Raw genomic sequence first — 26,060 nt, forward strand, 5'->3', positions numbered from 1 at the left:
CAGATACCCGGGCGCGAACGCGGGTGCCAGGACCGGTCATTCATCCATGGCTTGTCGGGAAGGAGGAACTGCAGAGAAATCATACCTTCCGAGGGCAATTGAACACCCCAACCCATGACCTTTTCCCATCCGCTGGCTGGACTTCTGCTCCTTTCGGGCCTGTTGTTTTCAAATGTTGCAACCGCCCAGGATCCTGACCCGCCCTTTTCCGGCCTGGATACCCTGGCTACCGGCGAATGGTGGAAGCGGGCGGACAACCCCATCATCAACTTGCGGGTGGATCGCGACTCGGTGATCGCCTTCGGAGCCTATACCGTTGCTAATGGTACCCTGAAACTCAGCGCCCAGTTCTATCCGCTATACCCTGACGAGGATCGGCAGGTACGCCTGGAAGTCCTCCGCGGCGGTGAGTGGGAAATGATCGGCCAGGAGGAAGTAAATCCCCTGGGATGGTCGGCCCTGTTTCGGGTGCCGGATTGGGACGGAACGACTACCGTACCCTACCGCATGCGCCACGGTGACGGCGCCGTGTTTTCCGGCAGTATCCGCGCCTTGCCAGGCCCGGAGGAGGAAGTAGTGGTGGCCGCGTTCAGCTGCAACAGCAACCAGGACCGCGGCGGACGGGAGCAGTACGTCCATAACGTTGCCGCCCTGGATCCGGACTTGATGTTCTTTGCCGGTGACCAGTCGTACGACCACACCGAGCACACGGCGGCCTGGCTGAAGTTCGGTCTGCAGTTTCGGGAAACCTTCCGCCACCGGCCCATGGTGTCCATTCCGGACGACCACGACATTGGCCAGGGCAACCTGTGGGGCGAGGGAGGCAAAGCTTCCCGGGTGAAAGCCGGAAACGACGGTGGCTATTATTACCATCCCGAATACGTGAAAATGGTCGAGCGCTGTCAGACCGCCCACCTCCCGGACCCCTACGATCCCACGCCCGTCGGCCAGGGCATCGGGGTATACTATACCAGCTACCGCCTGGGAGGGGTTGACTTTGCCATAATTGAGGATCGCAAGTTCAAGTCCGGCCCGGCCGGAAAAATCCCCCAACTTGGACCCCGCCCGGACCACATCAACGACCCGAGCTACGATCCGGCCTCGATCGACCTGCCCGGCCTGGAACTTCTCGGGCAGCGGCAACTGGATTTCCTGGACCAGTGGGCCGAAGACCGGGCCGGCAACCCCATGAAGGCCGTGCTTTCGGCCACCGGTTTCTGTGGCGGGGCCCACCTCCACGGCAGCAAATCCAACCGCCTGCACGCCGACCTCGATTCCAACGGCTGGCCGCAGTCCGGCCGCAATGCCGCCCTGCGCGCCATCCGTGACGCCCAGGCCGTACACATTGCCGGCGACCAGCACCTGGCCACCGTCATTCACCACGGCATCGACGAATTCCGCGACGGCCCCTGGGCCTTCGTGGTTCCCGCTTCCGTAAACGACTACTACTCGCGCTGGTGGTGGCCGGCCGGGGAGCGTGCCGGCGACAACCCGGTACAGGGTTCGCCGCTGCCGTGGACGGGCGACTACCGCGATGGCTTCGGTAACCCCATTAGCATGGTTGCCTACGCCAATCCCGAGAACGTTTCCGCCGGCGCCGGCTTCGGGGTCATCTACTTTCGGCCTACAAGCCGAGAGGTGACCTTCGCCTGCTGGCCCCGGGAGGTGGACGTGACCGACGAAGCAGCCCGACAGTTTCCCGGCTGGCCGGTAACGGTACTTCCCGAGGAGAGCGGGCGGTAGCCAGCGCAGGTAAGTGTCCGCGCGTATCAATCGGGGAGTACGGGCCGTTCAGACGCTCGAATACCGTGCCGGTTCGACCGGAGGTGGAGGGCATGCTACTTAGCTTTGGTAATCCCGCCCGCCGGGAAAAGCTCAATACGCATGGTCCCCCGTCCCGTCTTCCCCTTACTCCTCCTCTTCATCTGGCTTACCACCGCCTTGCCGGGGCAATCCACCGGGTCGCCGATCCGCGACCGGCCCAATATCGTACTCATCTACGCCGATGACCTGGGCCGTGGTCTGCTGGGCACCTACGGGCAGCGCATCATCACCACCCCCAACATAGACCGCTTGGCCAGCGGGGGCATGCGCTTTGAGCGGGCCTACGGCGGAACCTACTGCGCCCCGGCCCGGATGAGCCTGCTGACCGGGCGACACGACGTAGCCAACCTACCCTGGCAACGCATCACCCGGGGCGGCATCTACACCCGATTGGACAACCCCCTGGACCAGGAAGAAATTGAGGCCCGCATCGCCGCTACCGTCGCGCCCGCCCCGGCGGATGAGGTATTCCTCGCCGAGGTGGCCCGCCGCGCCGGCTACACCACCGCTCAGTTCGGGAAACTGGAATGGGGCTTCGCCACCACCGCCGACCGGCTGCGGCGCCACGGCTGGGACCACCATTTCGGGTACTACGACCATGTACGCTGTCATGGTTTTTACCCCCCTTTTCTCTTCGAGAACGGAGAGAAGGTGGTCATTCCCGGCAATACCCACGCTGACTGCGCGAAAACCAAGGAGGAGATTTCCGATGAAGCCTACCGGGATCGGTGGGACATGACCGGCAAGGCCGTCTACTCCGAGGACATCATCATGGATCGGCTGCTGGGGTTCTTGGATCATCACCATCCCGGGGACACCGGGCGTCCCTTCTTCCTCTATTTTCCTACCCAGCTGCCCCACGGACCCGTGATGATCCCCGCCGTGCACCCGGATTTCGAAGATCATCCCGAACTCACCCAGATCGAGAAAGAATACGCGAGTATGGTGAAGATGCTCGACGACGACGTGGGCCGGATCCTCCGCAAGCTGGAGGAGATGGGGGAGCTGGAGAACACCATCATCGTTTTCACCTCCGATAACGGACACGAAATCTACTACGCCCAGCCCGGGCGGACCGCCAAGGGCAACCGGACCGACCTGGCCGGCAACCGTTTCGACAACCTCACCACCCGCTATACCACGGCAGGGGTTGGGGATGTCTTCGACGGCAACGACGGGATGGCGGGCCACAAACGCTCAAACTGGGAGGGCGGTACCCGGGTGCCCCTGTTCTGGTATGCCCCGGGCCGCATTGCGCCGGGATCCGTCAGCCACCAGATGGTGAGCAATTACGACTTTCTGAATACCCTGGCGGAGATCGTGGGGCAGCCCACCCGGCCGGAAAAGGACGGCAGGTCCTACGCCGCCACCCTGTTCGGTGGCTCGGCCCACCCACGGCCCTACACCTTCACCTCCGCACCAATGGGGCCTGCCGTAGTTACCCAGGACGGGTGGAAACTGCGGTACGTGACGGCCCATGACCGCTTCCAGCTGTACTACCTCCCCGACGATTACGCGGAAGAAAGAGACCTGTCGGCGGCCCATCCGGATCGCGTGGACAGTCTGGCGACTGAACTGTTGGCGGCCTGTGGTGGAGACCTAGGTAATGGGCGTGGGCCGCAAGAACTCCCCGGACCGGATCAGCGGTAGGTGTCCGTATCCCTTTGTTCTCCAGTGGGGTACAGGATGATGAACTGGACGATGATGGCCAGCACTACCAGGCCCACGATCTCGACCTGGGTAAAGAAGTGGACCAGCCCCAGGGCCTTGCGGCCGAGCGTAAGCTGCCTTTCCCCTTCGGTGAGCTGAATGTCGGATAGCTCCCGCAGAATGGTCCGGACGGCAGCGGCCTCCGCCTGCAACACTTCACTGCCCACCTCCCCGTTGACCAGGGCTTCCTCCCGTTCCTGAAGGTCCCCCAGCCCCCGGCGGAGGCGGTCGAACACCAGGCTTTCCCGCTCGGTAAGTTTGGTAGCCGCGAAGCGGTCCACGGCCTCCTCGATCTCTTCGTGGGTAGCGGCGGTGGCGCGGCTCAGCCGATCCCCTTCCCGGGTCGCATAGGCGGTTTCCAGTTGCCACAGCTGTTCGGACAGGTCATAAATGATGCTGTGGGCCACCAAACGGTCGGCGTAGATGGTTTCCACCGTATCCGCCATGGCACTGAAGTGGTGGCGGTCAACGAGGTTGGTGGTCAATACAAGCAGGAAAACCAGGACGACGCCCAGTATCCATTTGATCTTATTGAAAAGGGTCATGCGGGAAAACTAGATGATATACAGTGCGGATAAAAGTAAAGCTATCAAAATCCTGGAATTGCAGGTGCCGCAGGTGCCGAGAAACCCGTCATGCCTGATGCACCCAGGCCGGAGGTAGGGGAGGGGAGACGGCTCGGTGAACGGGCGGTTGATGGATGGCATGGCACCTGCGTCCGCGCCCCTTAGGATTGACCGCTACGTGGCCCGGCGGGGATGCCCTATGTAGCCTACTTCGGCAGACACAGAAAGTGAGTGGCGCTATATAACTGAAAACCCATATCTTATGAGGGATCACTAGCGGATCACCCTTCATACACCAACCATTCAACTGCACTATGGATTTCTCAGACCGCCTGGAGCTCTGGCTTGACCGGCTCGGCAACGCCGTACCCGACATCATTGCCGCCCTTATCATCCTGATCATCGGCTACTTCGTGGCCAAATTGCTGCAAGGACTCACCGAGCGATTACTCCGCAAGACCGACCTGGACAACCGGGTGGCGCGCGGGACCGGCTCGGCCGCCGTATCCACCGAGCGGGCCCTGGGCAAGCTGGTGTTCTACATCATCATGGTCCTGGTGCTGCTGGCGGCCCTGGACGTGCTGGGCATCAATTCCGTACTGCGCCCCCTGAACGATATGGTGGCGGACTTCCTGGCCTTCATCCCCAATATTGTGGGAGCGGTACTCATCGGCTTCATTGGTTACGTCATCGCCAAGGTAGTCAGCGGGCTTGTGGCCATGGCGGCTGGTTTCCTGGAGCGGCTGGGCCGTAAGGCCGGGCTCAGCAGCGACATCAATCTCACGGGAATCGTCCAGACCCTGGTCTTCATTCTCATCTTCATTCCCTTCCTCATCGCGGCACTGGACGCCCTGCGGCTGGACAGCATCACGGAGCCGGCTAACGATATGCTGCGGTCGTTCCTGGAAGCCATTCCCCGGATCTTCGCCGCCGCCATCATCATCGCCCTGTTCTACATCGGGGGTAAGTTCGTCACCGGTTTACTGCAGACCCTGCTCGAGAGTATGGGTGCCAACCAGTTGGCCGACCGGCTGGAACTACACCAGATGATCGGCAGCAACCGGCTGTCGGCCCTCCTGGCCAACGTGGCCTTCTTCTTCATCATGTTCCTGGGGATCATCACGGCCGTGGAGCAACTGGAATTCGACCGCCTCAGCTACATTCTCAGCGAGGTATTCGAGGTAACCGGGCAGATCGCCTTCGGACTCGTCATCCTGGTACTGGGCAACTACCTGGCCAACCTGGCCTACCGGACGATGAGCAGCGGGCGTACGGACACCTTCCTGGCCGGACTGGCGCGCATCGTGATCCTCGGTCTTTTCCTGGCCATCGCCCTGCGCACCATGGGCATCGCGGACGACATCGTCAACCTCGCCTTCGGCCTGACCCTGGGCGCCGTCGCCGTGGCCGTAGCCCTCAGCTTCGGACTGGGCGGCCGGGAAGCCGCCGGCAAGGAGATGCAGCGATTCTTCGAGAAATTTCACCAGGATAAAGCCATCGACCGCTCCGGCGACCCCGGCAAACCCGATCCCGGCCGGACGCCGAAGCCACCTACGGAGACCCCGCCGCCGCCGCCGCCTTCGCGGGTGTAGGCATATACACTGGATTAGCTTGTCCTCCGAAATTCAGAGCAGCCCTTCCTCCACCCGGGCCTTCCACCGGGGGAAGCCATCCACGAAGCTGGAGCCAATGTGTTCGTGGCGTACCGTCCAGAAAAGGTAGGGGAAGGTGTTCGAGCGGCGGTAGTTGCTCCGTCCCAGTGCATTGAGGTGCTGCACTTCCTGGGTGACCCGCTGCAGGTGGTCGGCCAGGGTACCGCTATCGCGTGGCAGGCTCCAGACGTAGGTGGCGTGGCTGTCCAGCAGCTCCAGCAGGTAGTGATGCAATTCATTTCCCCGCACGAAGAACAGAAACCCGAAGCGGGGCGTCAGCGCAAAGCGGAGGGGCTGGCCGCGCTCGTGGTGTTCGGCCAGGTAGGCCAGTTGGGGGGCATTGCGGACGTCGAGCGTCCCGAGGATTTCCTTCAGCAGTTCTTCCCCTCCGTCGGTTACCGGGCGGAGCGCCCGTACGGGGTCGTCGGCTGCGTAGTTCGCCATCAGGTCTTCGCGGGTGAACAGACGCTGGTCCACCGGTTCGGTCCGGATAAGGTCCCGGAGCGTCCGCGCCCGCAGTACGGCAATCGTCTTATCGTCGATGCGGTCGATCTGTGGGGACCGGGCCCGCCGGATCACGGGCTCATCCGCCTCGTTAAACCAGAGGTCGGCCTTAACCTCCACGGTGGACCGCCGCAGGTGACGGGCGAAGTAGGTACGGATGGGGTGGAACTCCTTGCGCAGCCAGGGATTGGCGATCCGGTAAGGAACCGTACCGAACCAGTCGGTATAGCTGCCGCTGGCGTGGCCGTCTTCCAGCCGCAACTCCGTCATCGGGATCCGGAAGGTCAGGGGATAGCTGCGCCCACTGCGAGATTCCGCGGGGGCAGGGGGCGGCGTGCATTCCTCGGCGGCAGTGGGAAGGTCAGGAGCGGCCAGGGGCAGTGCAACCGCGCGGTAGAAGGTCAGTTGGGCGCAGAAGGCCTCGCGGTCCAGGGGGGCGAAGGTGACGCTGCGCACCCTACTGCTCGACTTTTTCAGCTCCGACAAACCGCTGCGCCACGGTAAAATTCTGCGCCGAGCAAGTTAACCTTTTGCCAAATTACCTGAGCGACCTCTTAATGAAAGAGACGGGTATGAACACCCAGGAACACATGTACTATCATCTGATCGAGCGGGCGAATAATGCTCTGCTGGCGTCCGACGAGCCGGTCAGTGCCATCGCCTACGATCTGGGCTTCGGGCACCCGCAGTCGTTCGGCACCCTGTTCAAGAAAAAGGTGGGGATGCCGCCGAGCCGGTTTCGGCAATTGAACTGAGGGGCCGTGACTAAGATTTACTCGTGGGGTTAAATTCACCGGCTTGTGCCCCCGGAAAATAGTCATTTGAGCGAGCCATAAACTGCTGCCTTTTACGCTTACACACGCCTTTTGTACCGAGGGACACGGGGAGGAAAAGGGGCATTCACATCTTTGATACCAGAAGTTTCGGGTGCCGGATCGATTAGGTTCAGTTCCCCATTACACCACTATCTAGTACCAGTGAGATGAATCATCAGTCGATCGGAATTATTGAAGTTCTTAAGTGCCCCCGCCTCCTCCTTACTGCGCTGATACTCGTGGCAGGGGGAGCACTTTCCGCCCAGGAATTAGAGGTATCCGGTATCGTCACATCCTCGGAGTCCGGGGAGCCGCTCATCGGCGTAACCGTTCAGATCGCTGACACCGGCCAGGGCACGATCACGGGGCTGGATGGCGACTTCGAGCTTCTGGCCGAGATGGGAGACACCCTGAAACTGACCTACACGGGAATGCAGAGCCGGGAAGTAGTGGTTGACGGGCCGAGTCTCACTGTGCGGATGGACGAGCAGGTGCAAAACCTGGAACAGGTAGTGGTGATCGGTTACGGGGCAGTGAAGAAGAAGGAAGTGACCGGCGCGGTTTCCCAGGTGAGCGGAGCCGAGCTGGAAGAGTTCGTGACCCCCGATATAGGTACGGCGATCCAGGGTCGCGTGGCGGGCGTAAACGTTACGGCAGCCTCTGGCGCTCCCGGTGCCGCGGCCAACATTCAAATCCGGGGCATCACTTCCCTAGACGGCAGCAACGCTCCACTTTACGTGGTGGACGGCATTCCGCAGGACGGCGATCCCCGCCTCAGCCCTAATGAAATCGAGACGATCGACATCCTCAAGGACGCAGCCTCGGCGGCCATTTACGGAACGCGGGGATCCGCCGGGGTGATCCTGATCACCACCAAGACCGGCCAGTCGGGCAGAATGCAGATCAACCTCGATCAGAGCTACGGCATCAACACTATCAATGACGGCGTTGCGCTCATGAATACGCAGGAGCAACTTTACTTCGAGCAGACGGTCTTCGAAAACGTCGCCGGATCCTTCGAACCCCTGATCACCCAGCGACCCGAATGGCTGCAAAATGACAATGATCTTCGGGAGTTCGTGCAGGTGGACAACGCCGCTACCCAAAACTATTCCCTAGATATATCAGGCGGAAACAATGAACTGTCCTACAGCCTGGTAGGGGGCTACTACGACCAGGAGGGTACCCTAATCAATTCCTCTTTCAAACGTTATAACGGACGTGCCTCCACGCGGTACCGGAAGAACAAACTCAGCGTTTCCGGTAGTCTGGCCTTCTCCACGGAGAATACGGATGAAACGGACGGCAACCTCCTCCTCAACGGGATTCGCTACCAACCCTACCAACCGTTCTTTACCTCGGGACAGGACATTCTGGAAGTCGACGGGGGTGCCGCCGAGTTTGCCCTCGTGCGACTGGCTACCTCCCTGCGCCGCCGGTCCGTACAGGATCGGGACCGGGCAAACGCCAGCCTCAATTTGCGGTACGACCTCACCAATGACCTTTCCTTCGTGAGCAACCTAGGTGGGTCGATCACCAATACCCGCGCCAAGAACTTCAGCCCCAGCTTTACAACCTTCGATGTCGGCACCGGAGAATTTGAAAATGACCCCACCCGTAGTCTGGTGGAAAACATCAGCGGAAGAGCCAATACCTATCTGTTCGACGCCGGGCTGAACTACACGAAACGATTCGGCGATCACCGCCTGACGGCTCTTGCCTCTTTTTCCGTAGACGAACGAAACTTCGAATCGTTCGAAGCCGGTCGTCAGGGCGTGTCGAACAACAACATCTCGGTAATCAATATCGGCACCATTAACCCCTTTGCCCATTCAGGCTTTGGGTACACCATCAAGACGGTAGGCACGATAGGGCGTGTGCAATATGATTACCAAGGCCGCTACCTGTTCAGCGCCAGCGTGCGCCGGGATGGATCGTCTAAGTTTGCCGAGGTCAACCGGTACGGCGTTTTTCCCTCCTTTTCCGCGGCCTGGAATGTAGCCGACGAGAAGTTTTGGGCAGGCATTGCAGAAAAGATCGATAACTTCAAGATACGGGCGAGCTACGGCCAGACCGGCAACGAAAGCTTCCCGGCCTACCGGTTCTCCACTGTGGTGGAGCAGGAGGCGGACTACGTCTTCGGAAATAACATCTTCTTCGGCAGTGCACAACGCAACTACGCCAATAGCCTGGTACAGTGGGAAACTTCGATCCAGCGCAACCTGGGGGTCGACATCGGCTTCGGACAGGGCAAGGTCCTCATCACCGCCGATTACTACGTAACGGATAAGGAGGACATGCTTTTCCCCGTGCAGTTGCCCTCTTCCGCCGGCGTTCTCTCGGGGGGAAATGCGCAGTTAACCCTCAATGTGGGCGACATGACCAATACGGGCATCGAGGTGACGAGCCGCTACCGGACCAGACTTGGTGCCGTAAAAATGGACTTGGGCCTCACCTTCACCCGCAACATCAACGAGATCACCCGCATCAATGGGGAAACCGAGCTGATCTACAACGACAACGGGGTCGCGGTTCCGGGCGAGAACAATTCCCAGGTTACGACACTTGCCGTCGGTCGTGAGGTCGGATCCTACTTCCTGTTCCGCACGAACGGGGTAGTCAACGACCAAGAAGAACTCGCCGCCTACCGGGAGATCGAGCCGACAGCGAACCTCGGTGACCTGATCTATGTCGACGTCAACGGAGACGGAGCGATCACCCAACAGGACCGTGAGTACCGGGGCAGCGCTCTCCCCGAGTTCGAGGCGGGCTTCAATACTAACTTCTCGTTCAAAGGTATCGATCTGTCGACCCAGTGGTACGCCGCCGTCGGCCACGAAATCATCAACGGCAGTGCGGCATTTGCCTACAGCAACGGCCGCCACCGTGACCTCGTATACCAGTGGTCGGCCGCCAATCCGGAGTCGGATATCCCCCTGCGGCGGGACCGGGGCAACTCCCACCCAAACTATGCGGGCAACACCGACCTGTGGCTGGAGGACGGAACGTTTTTGCGCCTGCGCACGGTCACCCTGGGCTACCAACTCCCCCCCACGGTACTGGCAAGGGTGGGGATCGAACGATGCCGCGTCTACCTCTCCGCCCAGAATCCTCTGACGATTACGGACTACACCGGCGCCGACCCGGAAGTTGGGGGAAACAACGTAGCCATTAGGGGACTCGACCGGGGAAACTACCCCGTCGGCGCGCAGTACCTCTTCGGCACGCAAATCAGCTTTTAACCAACGATAAATACGATGATCATGCAGTTTATCAAAAACGTAGGCTTCGTGCTCATTGCCCTTATGGCGATGACTTCCTGCGAAAAAGAATTTCTGAACGAAGCCAACCCCAACGGAGTATCAACCGATATTTACTGGGCAAACCTGGAAGAAACCGAGTCAACCCTAACCTCCGTCTACGGGGGAATGCTTAATACCTACCTGCTGAATATACCCGCGGAAAACCTACGGGCGGATATGGCCTTCCCCCGGGAAAGGACGCGGATAACGGGAGCGGGTGTCCCATTCTACTATCAACAATTTAATAGCAGTAATTCAACCATCGGCGATAAGTGGGATGCCTGTTACCAAGTCGCTTTCCGGGCCAATCAGGTCATCGAAGCACTGCAGAAGTTGGAAGGAAGCGTTGATGAGGACCGTTGGGTCCTACAAATGGCCCAGGCCCGCTTCTTGCGGGGGTTGGTGCACCACTACCTGCACAGTACCTTCAACGAAGGTCGCATCATTATCCGCGACAAGGTGCCCCAATCGCTGGCCGATTTCAATAAGCCGGTAGCTTCTTCCGAGGAGGTCATCGCCTTTTTTCGTGATGATCTCAAGTATGCCTACGACCACCTGCCGGCAACCTATCCTCCGGGCAACGAAGGTCGGGCAACAGCCGCCGCCGCCGCAACGGTACTGGCTAATAGCTATCTGTACGAAGGGGAGTACGAGGAAGCCAAGACCCTTTACAAGGACGTGATCGAAAACCCGGACTACGGTCTGGAGCTGGTAGAGGATATGAATCTGCTCTGGACGGAAGCTGGTGAATTCAACAAGGAATCCATCTTCGAGATTAATTATACGTTGGACTTCCAACTGGAAGACAGCCAGTTCGACGAAGAAAGCTTCAACAGTCGACTGGCCCGCTTCACCGCCCCCATCAATTTGGGCGGGGGCGGACAGGAAACCTTTACCCCCGTTGCCTGGCTTACGCATGCCTACCGGACGGAAAAGATGGACACCCTGGACGACCGGAATTACGTCGTTGGCGATGACGGTCAAACACGCCTGCGCACGGCAACGCTGCGGACCAGCGCCATGATGGCCATGGTCGATGATCTTGACACGCCCTACTACCTGCAGGCGTTCGCGGCCCGGGCTGCGAATTTCGCCCGCCTGACGTTTACTTACCTGAAGAAGTACACGAACCACGATATCGTGGCGGATGAAGGTGAAACGGGCCTGACGGGGTGGAAATCGGGTCGTAACGTAGTCGTCAACCGCCTGGCCGAGGTGCACCTCAACCTGGCCGAGTGCCAGATCAAGACCGGTGAAATCGATGCCGCCCTGGCGAACATCAACGCGATACGGGCACGGTGGGGGCTCATACTATTGGGACCGTCAACCACCCCCGACCGCACCTTTGATGGCGTTGCCTATGACGCTACCAGCCTGATGAACCGACTCATGTACGTGGAAAAACCCCTGGAGCTATCCTTCGAGGGCCACGCCATCCGAGCCATCGACTTGCGCCGCTGGGGAATTACCCAACAGCGGTTCCGGGAGTTAGCGGAGCGGAAATTCAGCGTGGTAGATTACGATTACACGGCCGAGGACGGATCGACAGTCACTCACCGGGAAAGCTTACTGGTGGAGGGGGAAGCCACCCCGTCGGGTACGCCGATCGTAGAGTATGAACTTACCGCAGAGAACTACAATCCGGACGTGCATGCCTATTACCCCATCCCACTGGGTGAGGTCCAGAACAACAGTTCCATCGATAATTAATTCCGCCCATGCGTGTGCGTCACCTCGCTACCAGTGTGTCCCGACTCTGCTTCCCGCAGGTGCGCTAAAAAAATATACCATGAATAAGCTACTCCTGGCACTCCTGTCCTGTACTCTAATCTTCGCCTGCGAAAAGGAGAAATTCGTCGTCCCTAACGATTTGACTGACGTAAAAACCATCGTGGGCAGTCGCAATCAGAATGATCTAGGCCAGTACATTGCCGAAGTCGGTGACCATTTAGCTTTCGCTGACCTTTCCCAGGGCGCCATCAGCCACGAATGGATTATTGAGGGGGGTAACGCCCTCCTTGGAAATGATTTCAAGGCGGAAGACACTACCTACTCACAATATATCCTCCCAGGTCAGCTCAGTACCCAAGACCCCACGGCTTACGTCCTGTTCCAGACGGCAGGGCTGCAGCGGGTAAGGTTGCGCAATGTTTTCGATCGTCAGGTGAGCTTTACCGCTACCGGCACCACCGCCGTGCGGGAGGGAAACAACTGGGTAGTCGATACCACCTATCTGGTGAATGTTTTCGGTGATCTTCGCCCGGCATTCAAGGTGCTAAAGGACGGAGAAGAGATTCTGTCCGTAAGTGAGGACGATGAGCCAGATCAGGCTAACGCCGCCAACTGGACGGCGGTAACACTGGAGGTGGGGCAGGACCTGGAGTTCGTGGACCTGACTACCGCAGGTGCCCCGACCGGTCGCCAGTGGACCCTCACGGGTGGTGCACCCGCTACCAGCAGCGATTCCACGGCAACGATCAGCTACCCCAGTCTTGGGGAGCACGTTGGTGGTACACTGCGGGTAATTCGCGAAGGGGCCGATGTTCCTGCGGCCAACGCGGAAAAATGGATCCCTATTCGCGTTACCGTTATCCCTTCATCACAGCCTTTCGTTTTTACCGGAGAGCTAAGTGAGCGCACCGACGACGTGCTCTCCTTCCGGGTCAGTGGCGAAGCGAAAACCTTCACCGGGGAAGAAGCCAACTTTACCGTACAAGTGAAAAACGGGGAGGCTAACTTTAACCAGGCCATCGCCGTGCAGAAGGCGCGGGTGAATGCCCAGGACCCTACCTTTATAGAATTGGTCTTGGCGGAACCGATATACACTTCGGATACCATTAAGGTGAGCTATGGTGGCGGCGCGATCGGGTCCGTCGACGGTAGAATACTGAATGCATTCGGCCCTGAGCCGGTGGTATTCGCGGAAGGTGCAAACGTGCTGACCGACGACGCACTCCGTTTCGAGGCCGGGCCCGATGCGTACTTTTTCCAACAGCCGCAATGGTCGATCTCTACGGAACAAGCTGCATCCGGCGCCGCCAGTGCTAAGTTCTTCGTAGACGATCCTTCGTCCTCACCCGGCAACATGAGAATCCAAACGGTGCCCGATGCGGTCCCGATGGTTTTCCCGGCGGGTGACTACGCCCTCAGCATCAAGGTGTATATCCCGTCCGGCACCGACATCGTAAAGATGAATACCAACCTGGGGAAACCGTTCCAGGCCATCGTGTGGGACCTGACCAGTGTATCGGAACGGGATGAGTGGGTAAGCCTGACGCAAAATATGACCCTGGAAGCCAACGACAATACCCAGGGTTCGAAGTTCGTGATCGGCATACGCAGAGCGGACATTACGAGCAGTTCTGCCACCCTTTTCCTCGACGACATTTCCTTTGTCCAGCGGGAGCTGCGTCCCTAGCTTTGGGCTTCACCGTGTACATCGCACCCGCGTACCCGCCGAACTACCTGGCGGGGCCGCAGGTGCAAAGTAAAAATCGAAAGCAATCCCTTTCCGGGCATCCGCCGGGAATCTTACCTTCATTGGACCAATGTTTGCTGAAATTAGCTCTGCTTAATTAATAGAATACATTACTTTGCGCCGCTACCGCTACCTGTTGCTCATCTGTATACTATGGCTGTTCCTGCCCGGGAAGTCGGACGGTCAGGTGATCGATATGGTGCCTAAGGAGCGGCTTACGATTTCGGAAGGGCTGCCACATAATGGCGTCAGTTCCATGCTGGTGGATTCGCGGGGCTATTTGTGGGTGGCCACCTTCGATGGCCTCGCCCGATACGATGGGTACGACGTAGACGTTTATCAGAATTTGCCCGACCGTAAAATGCTGGTCAGCAACCGAATCAGAAACATCAGGGAGGACAAGCGGGGAAACCTATTGCTGGGTACCGACGATGGGGTCTCCGTATACCACTACCGGCAGGACAAGTTCGAGACCATCTACTCCAACACAATGTTCAGCAGGGGCATTAACGGTCCGCTGGTCCGGAAAATCCTGCCCATGCCGGATGATAAAACGATCGTGGCGCTTACCGAAGAGAGCGGGGTGTTGATTTTCGACGTGGACTATCAGTATCTGAAACAGTGTATTCCGGCGGGCCTGGGGGACGAGAGAAAGATCAAGATCCTCTTCGGTAGCGCACTCGACGAGCACCACCTGCTGCTTTCTACTTCTACCGGGCTGCTGGTGTTCAATACTCAAAACTGCAGTTTCGAGAGCGTCCTGAAGGATGAGATTCGCACGAGTTTCTCTTCCCTCGTGATGGAGGACGGCCGGGTGCTGGTGGCGACTGATGACCGCCTCTGTTGGTTGCAAAAGACCGGGAAACAGCTTCCCGAATTTCAGTGGGGGGGCAGTTACCCCACCGTGATGGGTGCCGTTGATATGCGCACCGACCAACGGGGTAATCTCTGGCTCGCTTCGGTCGGGCAAGGTATCTCAGTGATCACGAACTTAGAGCATTTCCTGGAAGGCGGTACCGCCAATGTCTTGGACTTCAATACAGCGGACGGTCAGCTCCGAAGCAGTTGCCTGACACCAGCAGGCGAGGATGATTTTTGGGTGGGAAGCTTTGATCGGGGCAGTTTCCGCTTTAGCCTGCGTTCTAATCCCTTCTTCAACAGTCTACAGACCTCCGGGCCGGTAGAGTTTCGAAAGAGTATAGCCTTTGCAACCGTGGTGGACAGCAACAGGGTCTTGCTGGGAGGCAGCAATGGGCTGGCTACCGTATTTAATACCGCGTCCGAAGCGTTCGAACCTCTGCCGGCCTCCTTAGCTGGGGTGGCCGGTCGGATGCACTGCGTCTATGCTGACCGCCGTGGGAGACTCTGGTTCAAGGACGCCCGGGTTAATCGCTTATACTACGCTGAATCCAGCGATGGTCCCCTTCGGGAAGTGAATTTTGCGGATGTCGAGATACCGGAAGACTACCGGTTCGACTCCATGACCGAAGATTCGGAAGGAAATTTGTGGTTGGCCTTTCAGGAGGGGGTAGTCCGGTTGGGGATCAACGAATTCGGCGTAGTCGAACGGGGGGAATTTTTACGCGACCATCCCTCTATTTCGACCGACCCGCTGTCGCGAATCAGGTACCTCTACGCCGACCCGGCCGGGAAGATAATGTGGGTGGGCACGAGCTCATCGGGCCTGGTCCGGATTGACTACCAAACGGCGGACTTGCTACGGGACGCCGCAGTGGACAGGTACACTACGGCGAACGGGCTGCCGAGTAATTTCGTATCCAGTATGCTACGCACGAGGGAGGGAGCACTCTGGATCGGAACCGAACGTGGTGGCGTTTGCCGGATAACGGAGGCTCAAGGTGAGCTATCCTTTGAAGCGGTGACTACCGCCGATGGACTCACGAACAACGTGGTGAAGAACCTGCTGGCCGATGACCAGGATAACCTATGGGTAAGTACGAACGTGGGTCTCAACCGGCTGAGTCTGGACACGCGGGAGATCACCGGTTACCGCCGCGACGATGGACTACCGTTTGAGGACTTCAGCTACGAGGCCAAAAAAATGGCAAACGGTAAAATGCTGTTCGCCGGGGTCAACGGCTTTACGCTATTTGACCCACGCCGCATTCCCGATCCGGTCGTTGCTCCCGCCGTCGAGTTCGGAGATCTGCGGTTGTTCAACCGTACTATTAACGTAGGAGATACCGTGGCCGGCAGGGTATTATTGACGGAGCGCCTGCGTGACGGATCCCGATTGCGCTTTCCCCACAACCAAAGCGTTTTTTCATTTGGAGTGGATGCCCTGCATTTTGAATCGATTGCCAGCTATTATCTGAGCTACCGACTGTTGCCCGATAATGCGGATTGGCTGAAACTTCCCCCGGAACAGCGCACCATCAATTTTAATAACCTGCCTCCGGGAGAATACGAACTTGAGGTAAGGTCGTGCAAAACGGGAGCGGGCTGCAGCGAACCGCGTACGATCTACTTCGACATTATTCCTCCCTGGTGGAAATCTACCTGGGCGTATGTCCTCTATGGAGTGATCTTTCTCGGGGTATCAGCCGCGATAGTGTACTGGATTACCCGGTTTCAATCCTTGCGCCACTCGATCGCCATCGAACAGTTGGAACGAAGCAGTGCCCAACAGCTTAATGCGGAAAAGCTTCGCCTGTTTTCCAATATTTCTCACGAAATCAAGACGCCGGTAAGTCTGATTTATGGCCCGATTCAATTGCTGGCGCGGCGATTTTCGAAGGATAAGATCATTAGCGATAACCTGAGCCTTATCGAACGGCAGGCCAAGAAGTTGACCCGCCTGGTGGAACAGATACAAGACTTTCAGAAAGCTGACGCCAACCTACTCAAGCTGAAAGCGACGCCTTTCAATTTTGCGCGGTTCTTGCAAGAGGCTACGCAGGACCTCGCCTTCTTTGCAAAGAGTGAAGGGAAAGCGGTCATCGTCAATTGTGCCGCCCCCCACATCCGGGTGTGCGCCGATCGGGACAAGCTCGAAAAGATCATCGATAATCTGGTCACCAACGCGCTGAAGCATACGGATATGGGTGACGTGGTGACCGTTTCGGCAACGGCAACTGAAAATGCACTGGTGCTGGTCGTCAAGGATACGGGCACGGGAATCAAAGCGGAGGATTTGCCCTTCGTCTTCGACCGCTTCTACCAGGCGGAAGATAGCGGTACCAACCCGGTAGCGGGTTCGGGAATTGGTCTGGCGTTCACGAAGCGGCTGGTCGAACTACATCAGGGAACGATCTCTATTACCTCGGCCGAGGGTGACGGGACTACCGTAGAAGTCGTGCTTCCCGTGCTGCACCCGCGCGACGAGTATGAGGCCGATGAAGAATCAGTCGATGAAATGAATGCGGAGGTGGTTCCTCAGTTATTGCCCAACATAACGCTCGGAGAAGATGAGCTTGCAGTAGCTGCCGAGTTCAGGGGCAAACGGATATACCTGATAGAAGACAGCACCGACATGCGGAGATTCATCGAAGGCTTTCTGAGTAAATACTTCGAGGTAACCTCCTTTACCAATGGGAAAGCCTGTCTGCAGGCGATGGAAGAAGAGTGGCCGGACCTTGTCCTGAGTGACGTGCAAATGCCGAAAGTTGACGGGCTGTCGTTGACCGCTGCCATTAAGGAAGACTTCAAAACGAGTCATATTCCCGTTATCCTGCTTACCGCTTTTGGCCGCGACGAGGGCAGGATAAAGGGTATGGGCTCCGGCGCCGACGCCTATATCAACAAACCCTTCAGCATACCGGTGGTGATCTCCACCATCGAAAACCTGCTCAAGAATCGGGATAAACTGCGCCACCGGTTCAACGTCGACCTGCCCCTGACACTGAATAAGGAAAACGTAGGAAACAACGAATTCCTGGAGCGGCTCTACGAGATCATGCGGGCGAACGTGGACAATGCTGACGCGGACCTGGATACTTTTGCCAAGCAACTGCTGCTGAACCGGACGCACTTCTACCAGAAGACGAAGGAAATAACCGGAATGACACCTCACGAACTGTTCAAGGCATACCGGCTGAAGCGGGCAGCCGAGTTGCTGGTGCAGGATGGCCTGACCGTCAACGAAGTGTATCCGACTACCGGCTTTAAAAGTCGCTCAAACTTCAGTAAAGCGTTCAAGAAAAAATACGGAGTGCCCCCCAGCCAATATGCGGCAGAAGCTGCCAAAGCAACTTTGGGCACCGACACCGAATAACAAAAAGTAAGCAACCATGTCTAACCAATTAGCCGGAATATCCATCGTCGGCCTGCTACTGGCGGGCCTCCTCCTGAGCTTTACGGTAGAGAGAACCCCTGAACCCACCGGGGTCATCAGTTTTGACCTCAGTATCGCCGATGATGCTACGCCTCACGTGCTGGCCGAATTCAGGCGGAATCGGTCGGAGGGGATCAGCAGGATGGAATTTGCGAAGGGGACCTATCATTTCTATCCCGAAAAAGGAGCGGAATTCTTCAGTTATATCTCCAACCATAAGGACGTACAGGTCTGGACGGCTTTTCCGATCATCGATCTTCAAAACCTCGTCATCGACGGCGGGGGGGCGACTTTTATCTTTCACGGACGAATGATTCCCTTCTTACTGGAGGAAAGCTCCGACATAACGTTAAAAAACGTGACGGTAGACTGGGCGGAACCGTTTCACAGCGAAGCCCTGGTTGTTGCCAACGACCAGAATCAAAATACATTCGACCTCAGGATAGGGGAGGAGTACCCCTACGAAATCCGCAACGGTGAGTTGATCTTCCTGAAGGAGTACTACGAACACCCGCTCGGGCAGACCATTTTATTCGATCCAGAAACCAGAGGGGTGGCCTACAACACCGAAGCGTACACCCCACTGACTACTGCAAAACGGCTAAACGGCAGGGGCCTCCCGGATGCGAGAAAGTATCCCCTGGATGCCCTGCCGGGAGAATTGCTCGTGCGGGGAACCGAGCGCCGGCTCCGGGCGGAGGAACTGTCTCCGGGACTGATTCGCATCCACGGTCACAACAAATTATTACCCGAACCGGGGCTGATATTAACCGCCAAAGGATATCCCTGGGACAACCGGATCGCGCCCGCCATCCGCATTTTTCACTGCCAGGACTTTCTCGCGGAGAACGTCACCATTCACCACGCCGGGGGCATGGGCTTGATCGCGGAAAACTCCACAGACCTCACGCTGGATAACTACGAAGTAAGCCCCTCGAACGGCAGGATGGTATCTACCAGTGCCGACGCGACCCACTTCGTCGGTTGCCGGGGCACAGTGACAATAAAAAACAGCCGATTCTTCAACCAGCTTGATGACGCCACGAATGTACACGGCACTTACCAGGTAGTGGAAGACATCCTTTCCACTCATTCGCTCGGAATGCGCGTGGGCCACCACCAGCAGCAGGGTTCGCAACTTGGGTATCCTGGCGAAAGGATCGGGGCGGTCGACCTGGATAGCTCGTTCTTTAGCTACGCGGAGATGACGATCGAGTCCGTAGAGAAAGTAAACAGTCGCTACTCCATCCTCACGTTCCGGGAGCCCTTGCCGACGGCACTCGCCCGGGGTCACCTACTGGAAAACCTGGACGCTTACCCCGAATTAGTAGTCAAGAACTGCACCATCAGCGGCAACCGTGCCCGCGGCCTGTTGCTGTCCACCCCCCGGAAAATTGTCATCGACAGCAATTATTTTCATACTGAAATGGAAGCGATTCTCGTCCCCGTGGAGAGCGGCAAATGGTACGAAGCGGGTAGCGTGACCGACCTGACCGTCACCAACAATACTTTCGATAATTGCAACTACGGCGGTCGTAACCGCGGCGTGATCCGGTTTATCCCCGACGACGAAAACGAAAACATCGCCTTCCTCAACGTCAACGTTTCGGACAATGAATTCCGGCACTTCGACAACCTCTTCCTAGAGGTGAATAACGTAAACGGGTTCCGGTTTGCCGGGAATACGATCATCGACTCCGGGTCCTTTCCCGCCCTGTACCCGGGTGAGCCAGCCATCAGGGTGCGGGCTTCCCGCAACCTCGAGTTTCGGAACAACGACTACCGCGGCAGGGCCAGGGTCATCTTGGATGCAGATAACAACGATACCGAGCTGACCTTCGAGTAAGGCCGGTTTGTGTAGTTGCTAGTCCAGCGGCTCGCTCTCGAAATCCGTATCGTTCACCCAATTCGTCTTCATTTTCTCACCCGCCATAAACCGGTTGTAGAAATCCCGCACCGGATCGCCGGAGTAGCGGTAGGTCTCCAGTACTTCGGCATTACCGGTCATACGGGGATCGCCCTGGGCGATCAGCTTTTCGGTCATGTCATTGAGCATCTGGTCCTTGCGATCGGCTTGCGCCGTTTCCTCGGCCAGGTTGTTGAGACAGTAGGGGTCGTTGGCTATGTTGTACAATTCTTCCGCTACTCGCTTGCCGAAGTTGAGCTGCCACCACTTTTGTTCTCCGCCCGCTCTGCGGGTATTCAGGAGGTAGGATTTGGTCGGACTGCCATCCGTGTTTAGGTAGCCGGTTTCCGGGTTCCCCACCGGCCAGCGATCGGGATGGAAATTGCGCAGGTAGAGGTAGTCACCCTGGATGATGCCGCGCACGGGGTAGCCCTGATCGTTCGGGCGGCCCACGTCGTGCCGCTCCTTACCCACGAGCACGTAGTTGCGCTCCTCAGTAACGGTACCTTCTTCTTCCGTACCGAAAATGTCGAAAAGGCTGCGGCCGGTCATGGGCTGCATCCCGGTCGAGGCGGGATCCACGCCGCTCGCCTCCATGAAGGTGGGGGCCAGGTCGATAAAGTTGACAAAATCTTCGATCCGCCTACCCGCTTTCTTGATGCCCTTCGGCCAGCGGATGGCAAGCGGCAGGTGATTGGAGTATTCGTAGACCTGACCCTTGATGCGGGGGAAGGGCATGCCGTTATCCGCGGTCACTACGATAATGGTGTTGTCCAATTCCCCTGCCGCCTCCAGCGCTTCGATCATGCGGCCAAGGTGACCGTCGAAATACTCGATTTCGTAGGCGTAGTCCAGCATATCCGTTCGCACGCTGTCCACGTCCGGCCAGAAGGGAGGCACCTCGTCGATATCGGAAAGATTCTTGTCGGTCAGCCGCAGGCCCGCACCGTACTCGTAGGCCCGGTGGGGTTCGGTGCCTCCGTACCAGAAACAGAAGGGTTCCCCGGCGGGACGTTTCTGTAGGAAGTCTTCGAAGTTCCGGGCGTAGTCGATCTTGCTAATGAATTTGGCGGGTGGATCGAGGGTGTATTCATCGAACTTCTGTCCGGCAAGTTCCCGGGGCCGGCCGTCGAGCGAGCCCTGCTCACCGGGGGCCCAGCCTTTCCCGGTCGCACCCACGAAGTATCCGCTACTGTCCAGTGCCTCGGCGTAGGTGATGAACTTTTCCGGAAAGTAGGGGGAATGGTTTACGGCCTCTTCCAGTTGCCAACTGTTGCGTCCGGTCAGGATACAAGAGCGGGAGGGCGAACATTTCGCGTTCGGCACGTACGCGTTGTTGAACAGCAGCCCCTCGGCGGCCACCCGGTCGAAGGCCGGGGTGGATACCCAGTCGCAGCCGTAAGCGCTGAAGTGCTTCCAGGAAGCGTCGTCGGCGATGGCAAACAGGATATTAGGGCGGTCGTATTCAGTATCGGTCGTACCGGCCGCTTCCCCCTCCCCGCACGATGTGAAGAGACCGAATAAGAGTAAGACGGCGGCTGGATATAAGCTTTTCATGTTGGACAATTAGCGTGATTTATTTGAGTTCTTCCCTGCCCCAGGTAGCCTACTCCAGCGGCTTACCTAATTCGACATCCAGAAACCGGAAACTACCGGTAGCGATCAGTACCGAAAGTTCATTGTCACTTGTCGTAAACGTTTCCCCGCTTAGCAAATCGGTAATTTTCACGGGCGCAATCGTATTGAAGGTAAGCTGGGCCATCCGGTCGTCCGGGTTTACCCAACCGTTATCGATCAGGGTCAGCCGGAGGTGAGTCGGTGAGGTTTGGCTGACGACCCATGCCACCTCACCGGTCACGGTAATGGGCAGGAGTTTGGCTTTAGCGTCAATGTCGTCAGCTACCTTCTTATAGTAGGTTTCCGCCGGAAACTTTTCCTTTCCATCGCTGGAAAAATAATCTCGCCCGTCCGTGTAGTACTCGGTAAGGATGTCCCGGTAAAGTGGGTGCAGATGGTCAGCAAGCAGGCCGCGTGCCTGTTTTGTCCGGGGAGACAGGGGACCGTTTTGCGGGGGCGTCAACAGCACTATTCCGGCGGGGTAATTTGGCAGGAAATTCAACTTCCGGTCTTTCACGTTGGCCGCGTAGCGGGAAAAGTCGTATTCCGTATTAGGGGCGGCCGGCCAGGTGCCATTTAGCCGGCTGAAGACGAGCTTATTGTCGGCCTCTCTCTTCTCGTCGTAAAAGGTGGACCATTTGACGTTGCTCCCTTCCTGCAGCACGTAGTCGTCGGGCGGCAACATACTCAGGTGTACGGGGGAAATACTGAGCAACTCATTCTTTTGGGGAACGTAGAGCGCACCGCGGGCAATCAGCTCCCAGAGTACGCTTATGTATTCCTGATCAACGGCAAAGTTGTGCATGTACCGCGCTCCCAGGGAGGCGTGATACACCATCGTCCGGAGAAAATGATTCGGCACCATCTGGTGACTGTGCTGGCGGGCCCGGAAGTAGCTGGCATTATCGCGGGCACATCGGGTGCCCCAGTCGTCGACCGAACCTGCGGCCCACAGACCCAATCGACCTGCGAGGCTGAGTTCCATGGATTTGTCGGTGGTTTCCTCCATGGCGGGAACGAAAACGTCGGCATATTCTCCGGATACTAGCTTGCTCCACTGCGGCAGGTACACCCCGGCGTGCCAGAAGGTGTGCTTGTTGCGTACGAAGATCTTCGCGTTGGTTTTGCGGGCGTGCTCGGCGATGGGGTAGAGGTGGTTCTTCAGTACGAAGGAAAAATTCTCGTCGTGTGCTTCCAGCTCAGGATAGATTAACACGGTCCGTTTACCTTTTGCACCATCGAGCACCCGCTTGAGGGTTGGCGTACTGATCATGTATGGATCGTTGCCGTGGCCCGCCCAGAAAGCCAGGCCCGGCCCTTTGCTGTACTCCGGCACGATCTGGTCGATGATGCCTTGGGCATCGGCGGTATACTTCATCCGGCGATCGCGCTTTGCTGCGTAGACCGCATTACCCAGCGTCGACCGGTCCCAGTTCTCCTTTTCATTGGGCGTGGCACCCTCCAAGAAAACCGGGCTATCGGAGGTAGCCTGCATTGCGTTGACCAGATCGCGTACGGCCGGTTCCTTGGTATTTTCCGCCAGCAGGTACACCGGGAGCGGGGAGCGTTCCCAATCCGGACGGTCAAAGTCACTGAGTTGTCGTTCGAGAACCTTGCGTACGTTGATCAGCTTAGCGAGTTTACCTTCCGGTGCTAGTTGCTCGTAGGCGGTCTTCCAGTTACCGTCGTTCAGGTCGATAAGGTGTATGCCGCTTCCCCCGCTCTGGCTGCTGGCCAGGATGAGTTGATTGGTAGCCTTGTTAAACCACATATCGTTAAAGGAGTACCGGCAAACCAGCACTTCCCCCGCGCCGGGGGTCTGGCCAACGGCTTGCAGGATGATCCGCGATCCGAACAGCGTTAGGTAGGTGGGCTGCCCCGCCTCCTCGATCAGTACCGACTGAGCTACCCGGTAGCCGAACACGTCGAGCTGTGACTTGTATTGGTCCATCGGGTAGATTTCGGAATTCTCCCCCGTCGCCTTCACAACGGCCAGGCTTGCCACCTGGATCATACTGCTGGTACCCATCAGGAATTCATCCACGCCGTCTCCGTCCGTATCCACCGGCATCAGGTGGCCGTAGGGACCCTTCTCTTTTGGCTCCACCACAGCATACGGGGCGTCCGCCAGCGGCTCGAAGAGGTAAAGGGAACCCTTGCCCTGCATGTGGTTGTTGAACGCGTGTAGTACCAGGCCGACCTGTCCGTCGCCCCGCAGAAAAGGTCGCAGGAAATTGACGACGTGGGTGTTGTTTTCCGGCGTCGCCTTACTGTTGTTTCTATTTCCAGCTCGCTCTCGGGAGTAGGTGCGCGAATCCAGTCTCTTCACGAGCTTGCCCTTGCCGTCGAGATAGTAGAAAGACAAATCGTTCCCCCCGGCAACAACGTATGTGATTCCGTCTTGCACGACGGTCGCTACGCTGATCATCGGCGCCTGACTGGGTTGGAAGGTCCAGATCAATGCGCCGTCTTGCCCCAAACAGTAAATGCTCCCGTCAGCGTTGGCTACCAGCGTTTCATCGTTCCCGTCGCCGTCGAGGTCAGCGACCCAGAGGTCGTGGTTGGTGTAACCTGACAGCTCATTTTGCCACCGGATCTCCCCTTCGGTGGTAAGCGCCAGGACGGTACCCTCGTAACTACTGGCAACGATTTCGGCGGCTCCCTGATGCACCCCAGATCGAACCAGCGATATAGTGTAGGGCGTATCAAAACTTACCAGGGCCGGCGGCGCAGCATACAGCAGGGCGGTGAGGAGGGTGAGAAAGAGGAGCGGCATGGGCTGTTTGGGTTTTACGTTGACGGGGTCCGAGTGGATCACTCCAGTTTTAATTTTTTGGTGTTCGCGTAGTCCTTTCCCCTGATATTCTCGAAGGCCGTTACCATTTCGGTCAGCTTTTCCGGCAGTTCCTCAGCCAGGTTTATCCGCTGTCCGGGGTCTTCACTGAGTTTGTAGAGCTGGTAGCTGTCGTTGTTGCCCGTTTCAATCTGGACTTCCTCGAGTAGTGCCAGCCCGGTGTAAGGAGGAATCATCAGCCAATCGTCCCGACGCAGGGCGGTACGTGAGGTCGCCTCAAGGACCAGATCCCTCCGGCCTTCTTGAGACTCACCAAGGAGTACCGGCAACAGCACTTGACCGTCCATTGCCCCGCTTGCTGTCGACAGGTTACCACCCACCAGTTCCGCCAGGGAAGGCAACAAGTCCAACTGACTGATCAGGGCATCGGAAACCGTTGGATCGATCCGCCCCTTCCAATACGCGATGAAGGGCACGCGGGTGCCAGCCTCGTAAAGACTGTATTTGCCCCCCCGCAACGGTCCCGCTGGCTTGTGGTCTCCGAGCTTTTCTACCGCATCGTCGAAGTATCCGTCGTTGAGCACCGGTCCATTGTCGGAGGATAGAACGATCAGGGTATTCTCCAGCAGGTCTGCTTCACGCAGTGTCTTGATGAATTCACCCACGGCCCAGTCGGCCTCTACGATTACGTCGCCCCGGGGCCCGAGACCCGAGCTACCCACGAACCGCGGGTGGGGCGTGCGCGGCACGTGCGGTTGTTGCATGGCGTAATACAGGAAAAAGGGCTTGTCCTTGTGGTCGCGTACGTACTGCTGCGCGCGCTCCAGAAAGTGATCTGCCATGTCGAAGTCGCTCCATTTTGCCGCTTCGCCTCCCTTCATGTAGCCGATGCGGGGGATGCCGTTGACGATGCTGTGGTTGTGTCCATGGTGCCACCGCATGGTCAGCAATTCAGGGTTATCCAAACCCGTAGGGTCACCGGGGAAATTTTTCTGGTAATCGACTTCGATGGGGTCGTCTGGGTCGAGCCCTACCACCGTGCCGTTTTCCAGGTAGACCGTCGGGACGCGGTCCTGGGTGGCCGCCATTATATAGCTGTAATCGAAGCCGACTTCGTTAGGTCCCGGACTCACGCGCTCGTTCCAGTTCACGTTCCCCGAACCGAGGCCCAGGTGCCATTTTCCGACCACGCCCGTATGGTACCCTACGTCTCTGAGCATTCCGGGTACCGTTATTTGGTTCGTATCGATGATCAGCGGCGCGGTGCCGGGCAGGATGGCCGCATCTTCGTTTCTCCAGGGGTATACGCCCGTCAGCAGGGCATAGCGGCTGGGCGTGCAGGTAGCGGAGGAGGCGTAGCCATTGGTGAACCGAACGCCACCGGCGGCAAGGGCGTCGATATTCGGGGTCTTTAGGGTGGTTTGCCCGTAAGCGCTGACGTCGCCGTAGCCGAGATCGTCCAGGTAGATAAACACGATGTTCGGCTTTTCGCCGGCTGGTGTTGTTTCGCCCCCGGTCCGGTCGGTTGGGGCGGGGCCGCACGAGAAAAGTACAGTGCAGATAGCAAAGGTCAATACGTGGATAAATCGCATATTCTT

The 26,060-nt window shown here is 57.9% G+C and carries 13 protein-coding genes and 1 pseudogene; 9 read left to right on the top strand and 5 right to left on the bottom strand.

The genetic code is table 11. The annotated features are described in order from the left end of the window. The first annotated feature begins 114 nt into the window (after positions 1-114). The gene (locus CGL56_RS10500; RefSeq protein WP_099106492.1) at positions 115-1,743 is read left to right on the top strand and encodes an alkaline phosphatase D family protein; all 1,629 of its coding nucleotides are present in this window, start codon (positions 115-117) and stop codon (positions 1,741-1,743) included. Between the two features lie 141 nt (positions 1,744-1,884). Then, a complete protein-coding gene (locus CGL56_RS10505) occupies positions 1,885-3,474 on the top strand; it encodes a sulfatase-like hydrolase/transferase (protein ID WP_099106493.1) in 1,590 nt (529 codons plus the stop codon). Here CGL56_RS10505 and CGL56_RS10510 read toward each other — a convergent pair. Further along, positions 3,465-4,079: an MCP four helix bundle domain-containing protein gene (locus tag CGL56_RS10510; RefSeq protein WP_099106494.1), complete on the bottom strand. Its 615-nt coding sequence runs from the start codon at positions 4,077-4,079 to the stop codon at positions 3,465-3,467. The genes CGL56_RS10505 and CGL56_RS10510 overlap by 10 nt on opposite strands. Positions 4,080-4,414: 335 nt before the next feature. Here CGL56_RS10510 and CGL56_RS10515 point away from each other — a divergent pair, with 335 nt between their 5' ends. After that, a complete protein-coding gene (locus CGL56_RS10515) occupies positions 4,415-5,692 on the top strand; it encodes a mechanosensitive ion channel (protein WP_099106495.1) in 1,278 nt (425 codons plus the stop codon). 33 nt (positions 5,693-5,725) lie between these two features. Here the strand turns inward: CGL56_RS10515 and CGL56_RS10520 are convergent, their stop codons facing one another. Beyond that, entirely contained in the window at positions 5,726-6,742 is a 1,017-nt protein-coding gene (locus CGL56_RS10520) for a hypothetical protein (RefSeq protein WP_099106496.1), read from the bottom strand. A 38-nt stretch (positions 6,743-6,780) separates the two neighbouring features. On the opposite strand from CGL56_RS10520, the pseudogene CGL56_RS10525 reads away from it, so the two are divergent. The 6 genes and pseudogenes from CGL56_RS10525 to CGL56_RS10550 all read left to right on the top strand — a co-directional run. Next, positions 6,781-7,011 (top strand): annotated as a pseudogene (locus CGL56_RS10525) (helix-turn-helix domain-containing protein); the annotation flags it as partial. A 299-nt stretch (positions 7,012-7,310) separates the two neighbouring features. Then, a complete protein-coding gene (locus CGL56_RS10530; protein WP_167641549.1) occupies positions 7,311-10,313 on the top strand; it encodes a SusC/RagA family TonB-linked outer membrane protein in 3,003 nt (1,000 codons plus the stop codon). 21 nt (positions 10,314-10,334) lie between these two features. Beyond that, complete coding sequence (locus CGL56_RS10535; RefSeq protein ID WP_167641548.1) at positions 10,335-12,083, top strand: RagB/SusD family nutrient uptake outer membrane protein; 1,749 nt, start codon at positions 10,335-10,337, stop codon at positions 12,081-12,083. 79 nt (positions 12,084-12,162) lie between these two features. After that, a complete protein-coding gene (locus tag CGL56_RS10540) occupies positions 12,163-13,791 on the top strand; it encodes a hypothetical protein (RefSeq protein ID WP_099106500.1) in 1,629 nt (542 codons plus the stop codon). Positions 13,792-13,966: 175 nt separating this feature from the next. After that, the gene (locus CGL56_RS10545; protein WP_143470683.1) at positions 13,967-18,085 is read left to right on the top strand and encodes a hybrid sensor histidine kinase/response regulator transcription factor; all 4,119 of its coding nucleotides are present in this window, start codon (positions 13,967-13,969) and stop codon (positions 18,083-18,085) included. A gap of 16 nt (positions 18,086-18,101) precedes the next feature. Next, positions 18,102-19,991: a right-handed parallel beta-helix repeat-containing protein gene (locus CGL56_RS10550; protein WP_099106502.1), complete on the top strand. Its 1,890-nt coding sequence runs from the start codon at positions 18,102-18,104 to the stop codon at positions 19,989-19,991. 18 nt (positions 19,992-20,009) lie between these two features. Here CGL56_RS10550 and CGL56_RS10555 read toward each other — a convergent pair whose 3' ends face one another. The 3 genes from CGL56_RS10555 to CGL56_RS10565 are packed head-to-tail and all read right to left on the bottom strand — an operon-like array spanning position 20,010 to position 26,054. Beyond that, on the bottom strand, positions 20,010-21,608 hold the full coding sequence (locus CGL56_RS10555) for a sulfatase family protein (protein WP_099106532.1): 1,599 nt from the start codon (positions 21,606-21,608) through the stop codon (positions 20,010-20,012). Positions 21,609-21,657: 49 nt separating this feature from the next. Then, positions 21,658-24,444 carry a PQQ-binding-like beta-propeller repeat protein gene (locus CGL56_RS10560; RefSeq protein ID WP_099106533.1) on the bottom strand — a complete coding sequence of 929 codons (2,787 nt, stop codon included), beginning with the start codon at positions 24,442-24,444 and terminating at the stop codon, positions 21,658-21,660. A gap of 38 nt (positions 24,445-24,482) precedes the next feature. Then, the gene (locus CGL56_RS10565) at positions 24,483-26,054 is read right to left on the bottom strand and encodes a sulfatase family protein (RefSeq protein ID WP_099106503.1); all 1,572 of its coding nucleotides are present in this window, start codon (positions 26,052-26,054) and stop codon (positions 24,483-24,485) included. Positions 26,055-26,060 lie beyond the last annotated feature (6 nt).

It is taken from the genome of Neolewinella marina, assembly GCF_002631205.1.
GTDB classification, from domain to species: Bacteria; Bacteroidota; Bacteroidia; order Chitinophagales; family Saprospiraceae; genus Neolewinella; species Neolewinella marina.

What these genes read in the sequence shown, in the direction of transcription:
- CGL56_RS10500 (WP_099106492.1), top strand. Translation starts at nt 115, where the DNA reads ATGACCTTTTCCCATCCGCTGGCTGGACTTCTGCTCCTTTCGGGCCTG.
- CGL56_RS10505 (WP_099106493.1), top strand. Translation starts at nt 1,885, where the DNA reads ATGGTCCCCCGTCCCGTCTTCCCCTTACTCCTCCTCTTCATCTGGCTT.
- CGL56_RS10510 (WP_099106494.1), bottom strand. Translation starts at nt 4,079, where the DNA reads ATGACCCTTTTCAATAAGATCAAATGGATACTGGGCGTCGTCCTGGTT.
- CGL56_RS10515 (WP_099106495.1), top strand. Translation starts at nt 4,415, where the DNA reads ATGGATTTCTCAGACCGCCTGGAGCTCTGGCTTGACCGGCTCGGCAAC.
- CGL56_RS10535 (WP_167641548.1), top strand. Translation starts at nt 10,335, where the DNA reads ATGCAGTTTATCAAAAACGTAGGCTTCGTGCTCATTGCCCTTATGGCG.
- CGL56_RS10540 (WP_099106500.1), top strand. Translation starts at nt 12,163, where the DNA reads ATGAATAAGCTACTCCTGGCACTCCTGTCCTGTACTCTAATCTTCGCC.
- CGL56_RS10550 (WP_099106502.1), top strand. Translation starts at nt 18,102, where the DNA reads ATGTCTAACCAATTAGCCGGAATATCCATCGTCGGCCTGCTACTGGCG.
- CGL56_RS10555 (WP_099106532.1), bottom strand. Translation starts at nt 21,608, where the DNA reads ATGAAAAGCTTATATCCAGCCGCCGTCTTACTCTTATTCGGTCTCTTC.
- CGL56_RS10560 (WP_099106533.1), bottom strand. Translation starts at nt 24,444, where the DNA reads ATGCCGCTCCTCTTTCTCACCCTCCTCACCGCCCTGCTGTATGCTGCG.
- CGL56_RS10565 (WP_099106503.1), bottom strand. Translation starts at nt 26,054, where the DNA reads ATGCGATTTATCCACGTATTGACCTTTGCTATCTGCACTGTACTTTTC.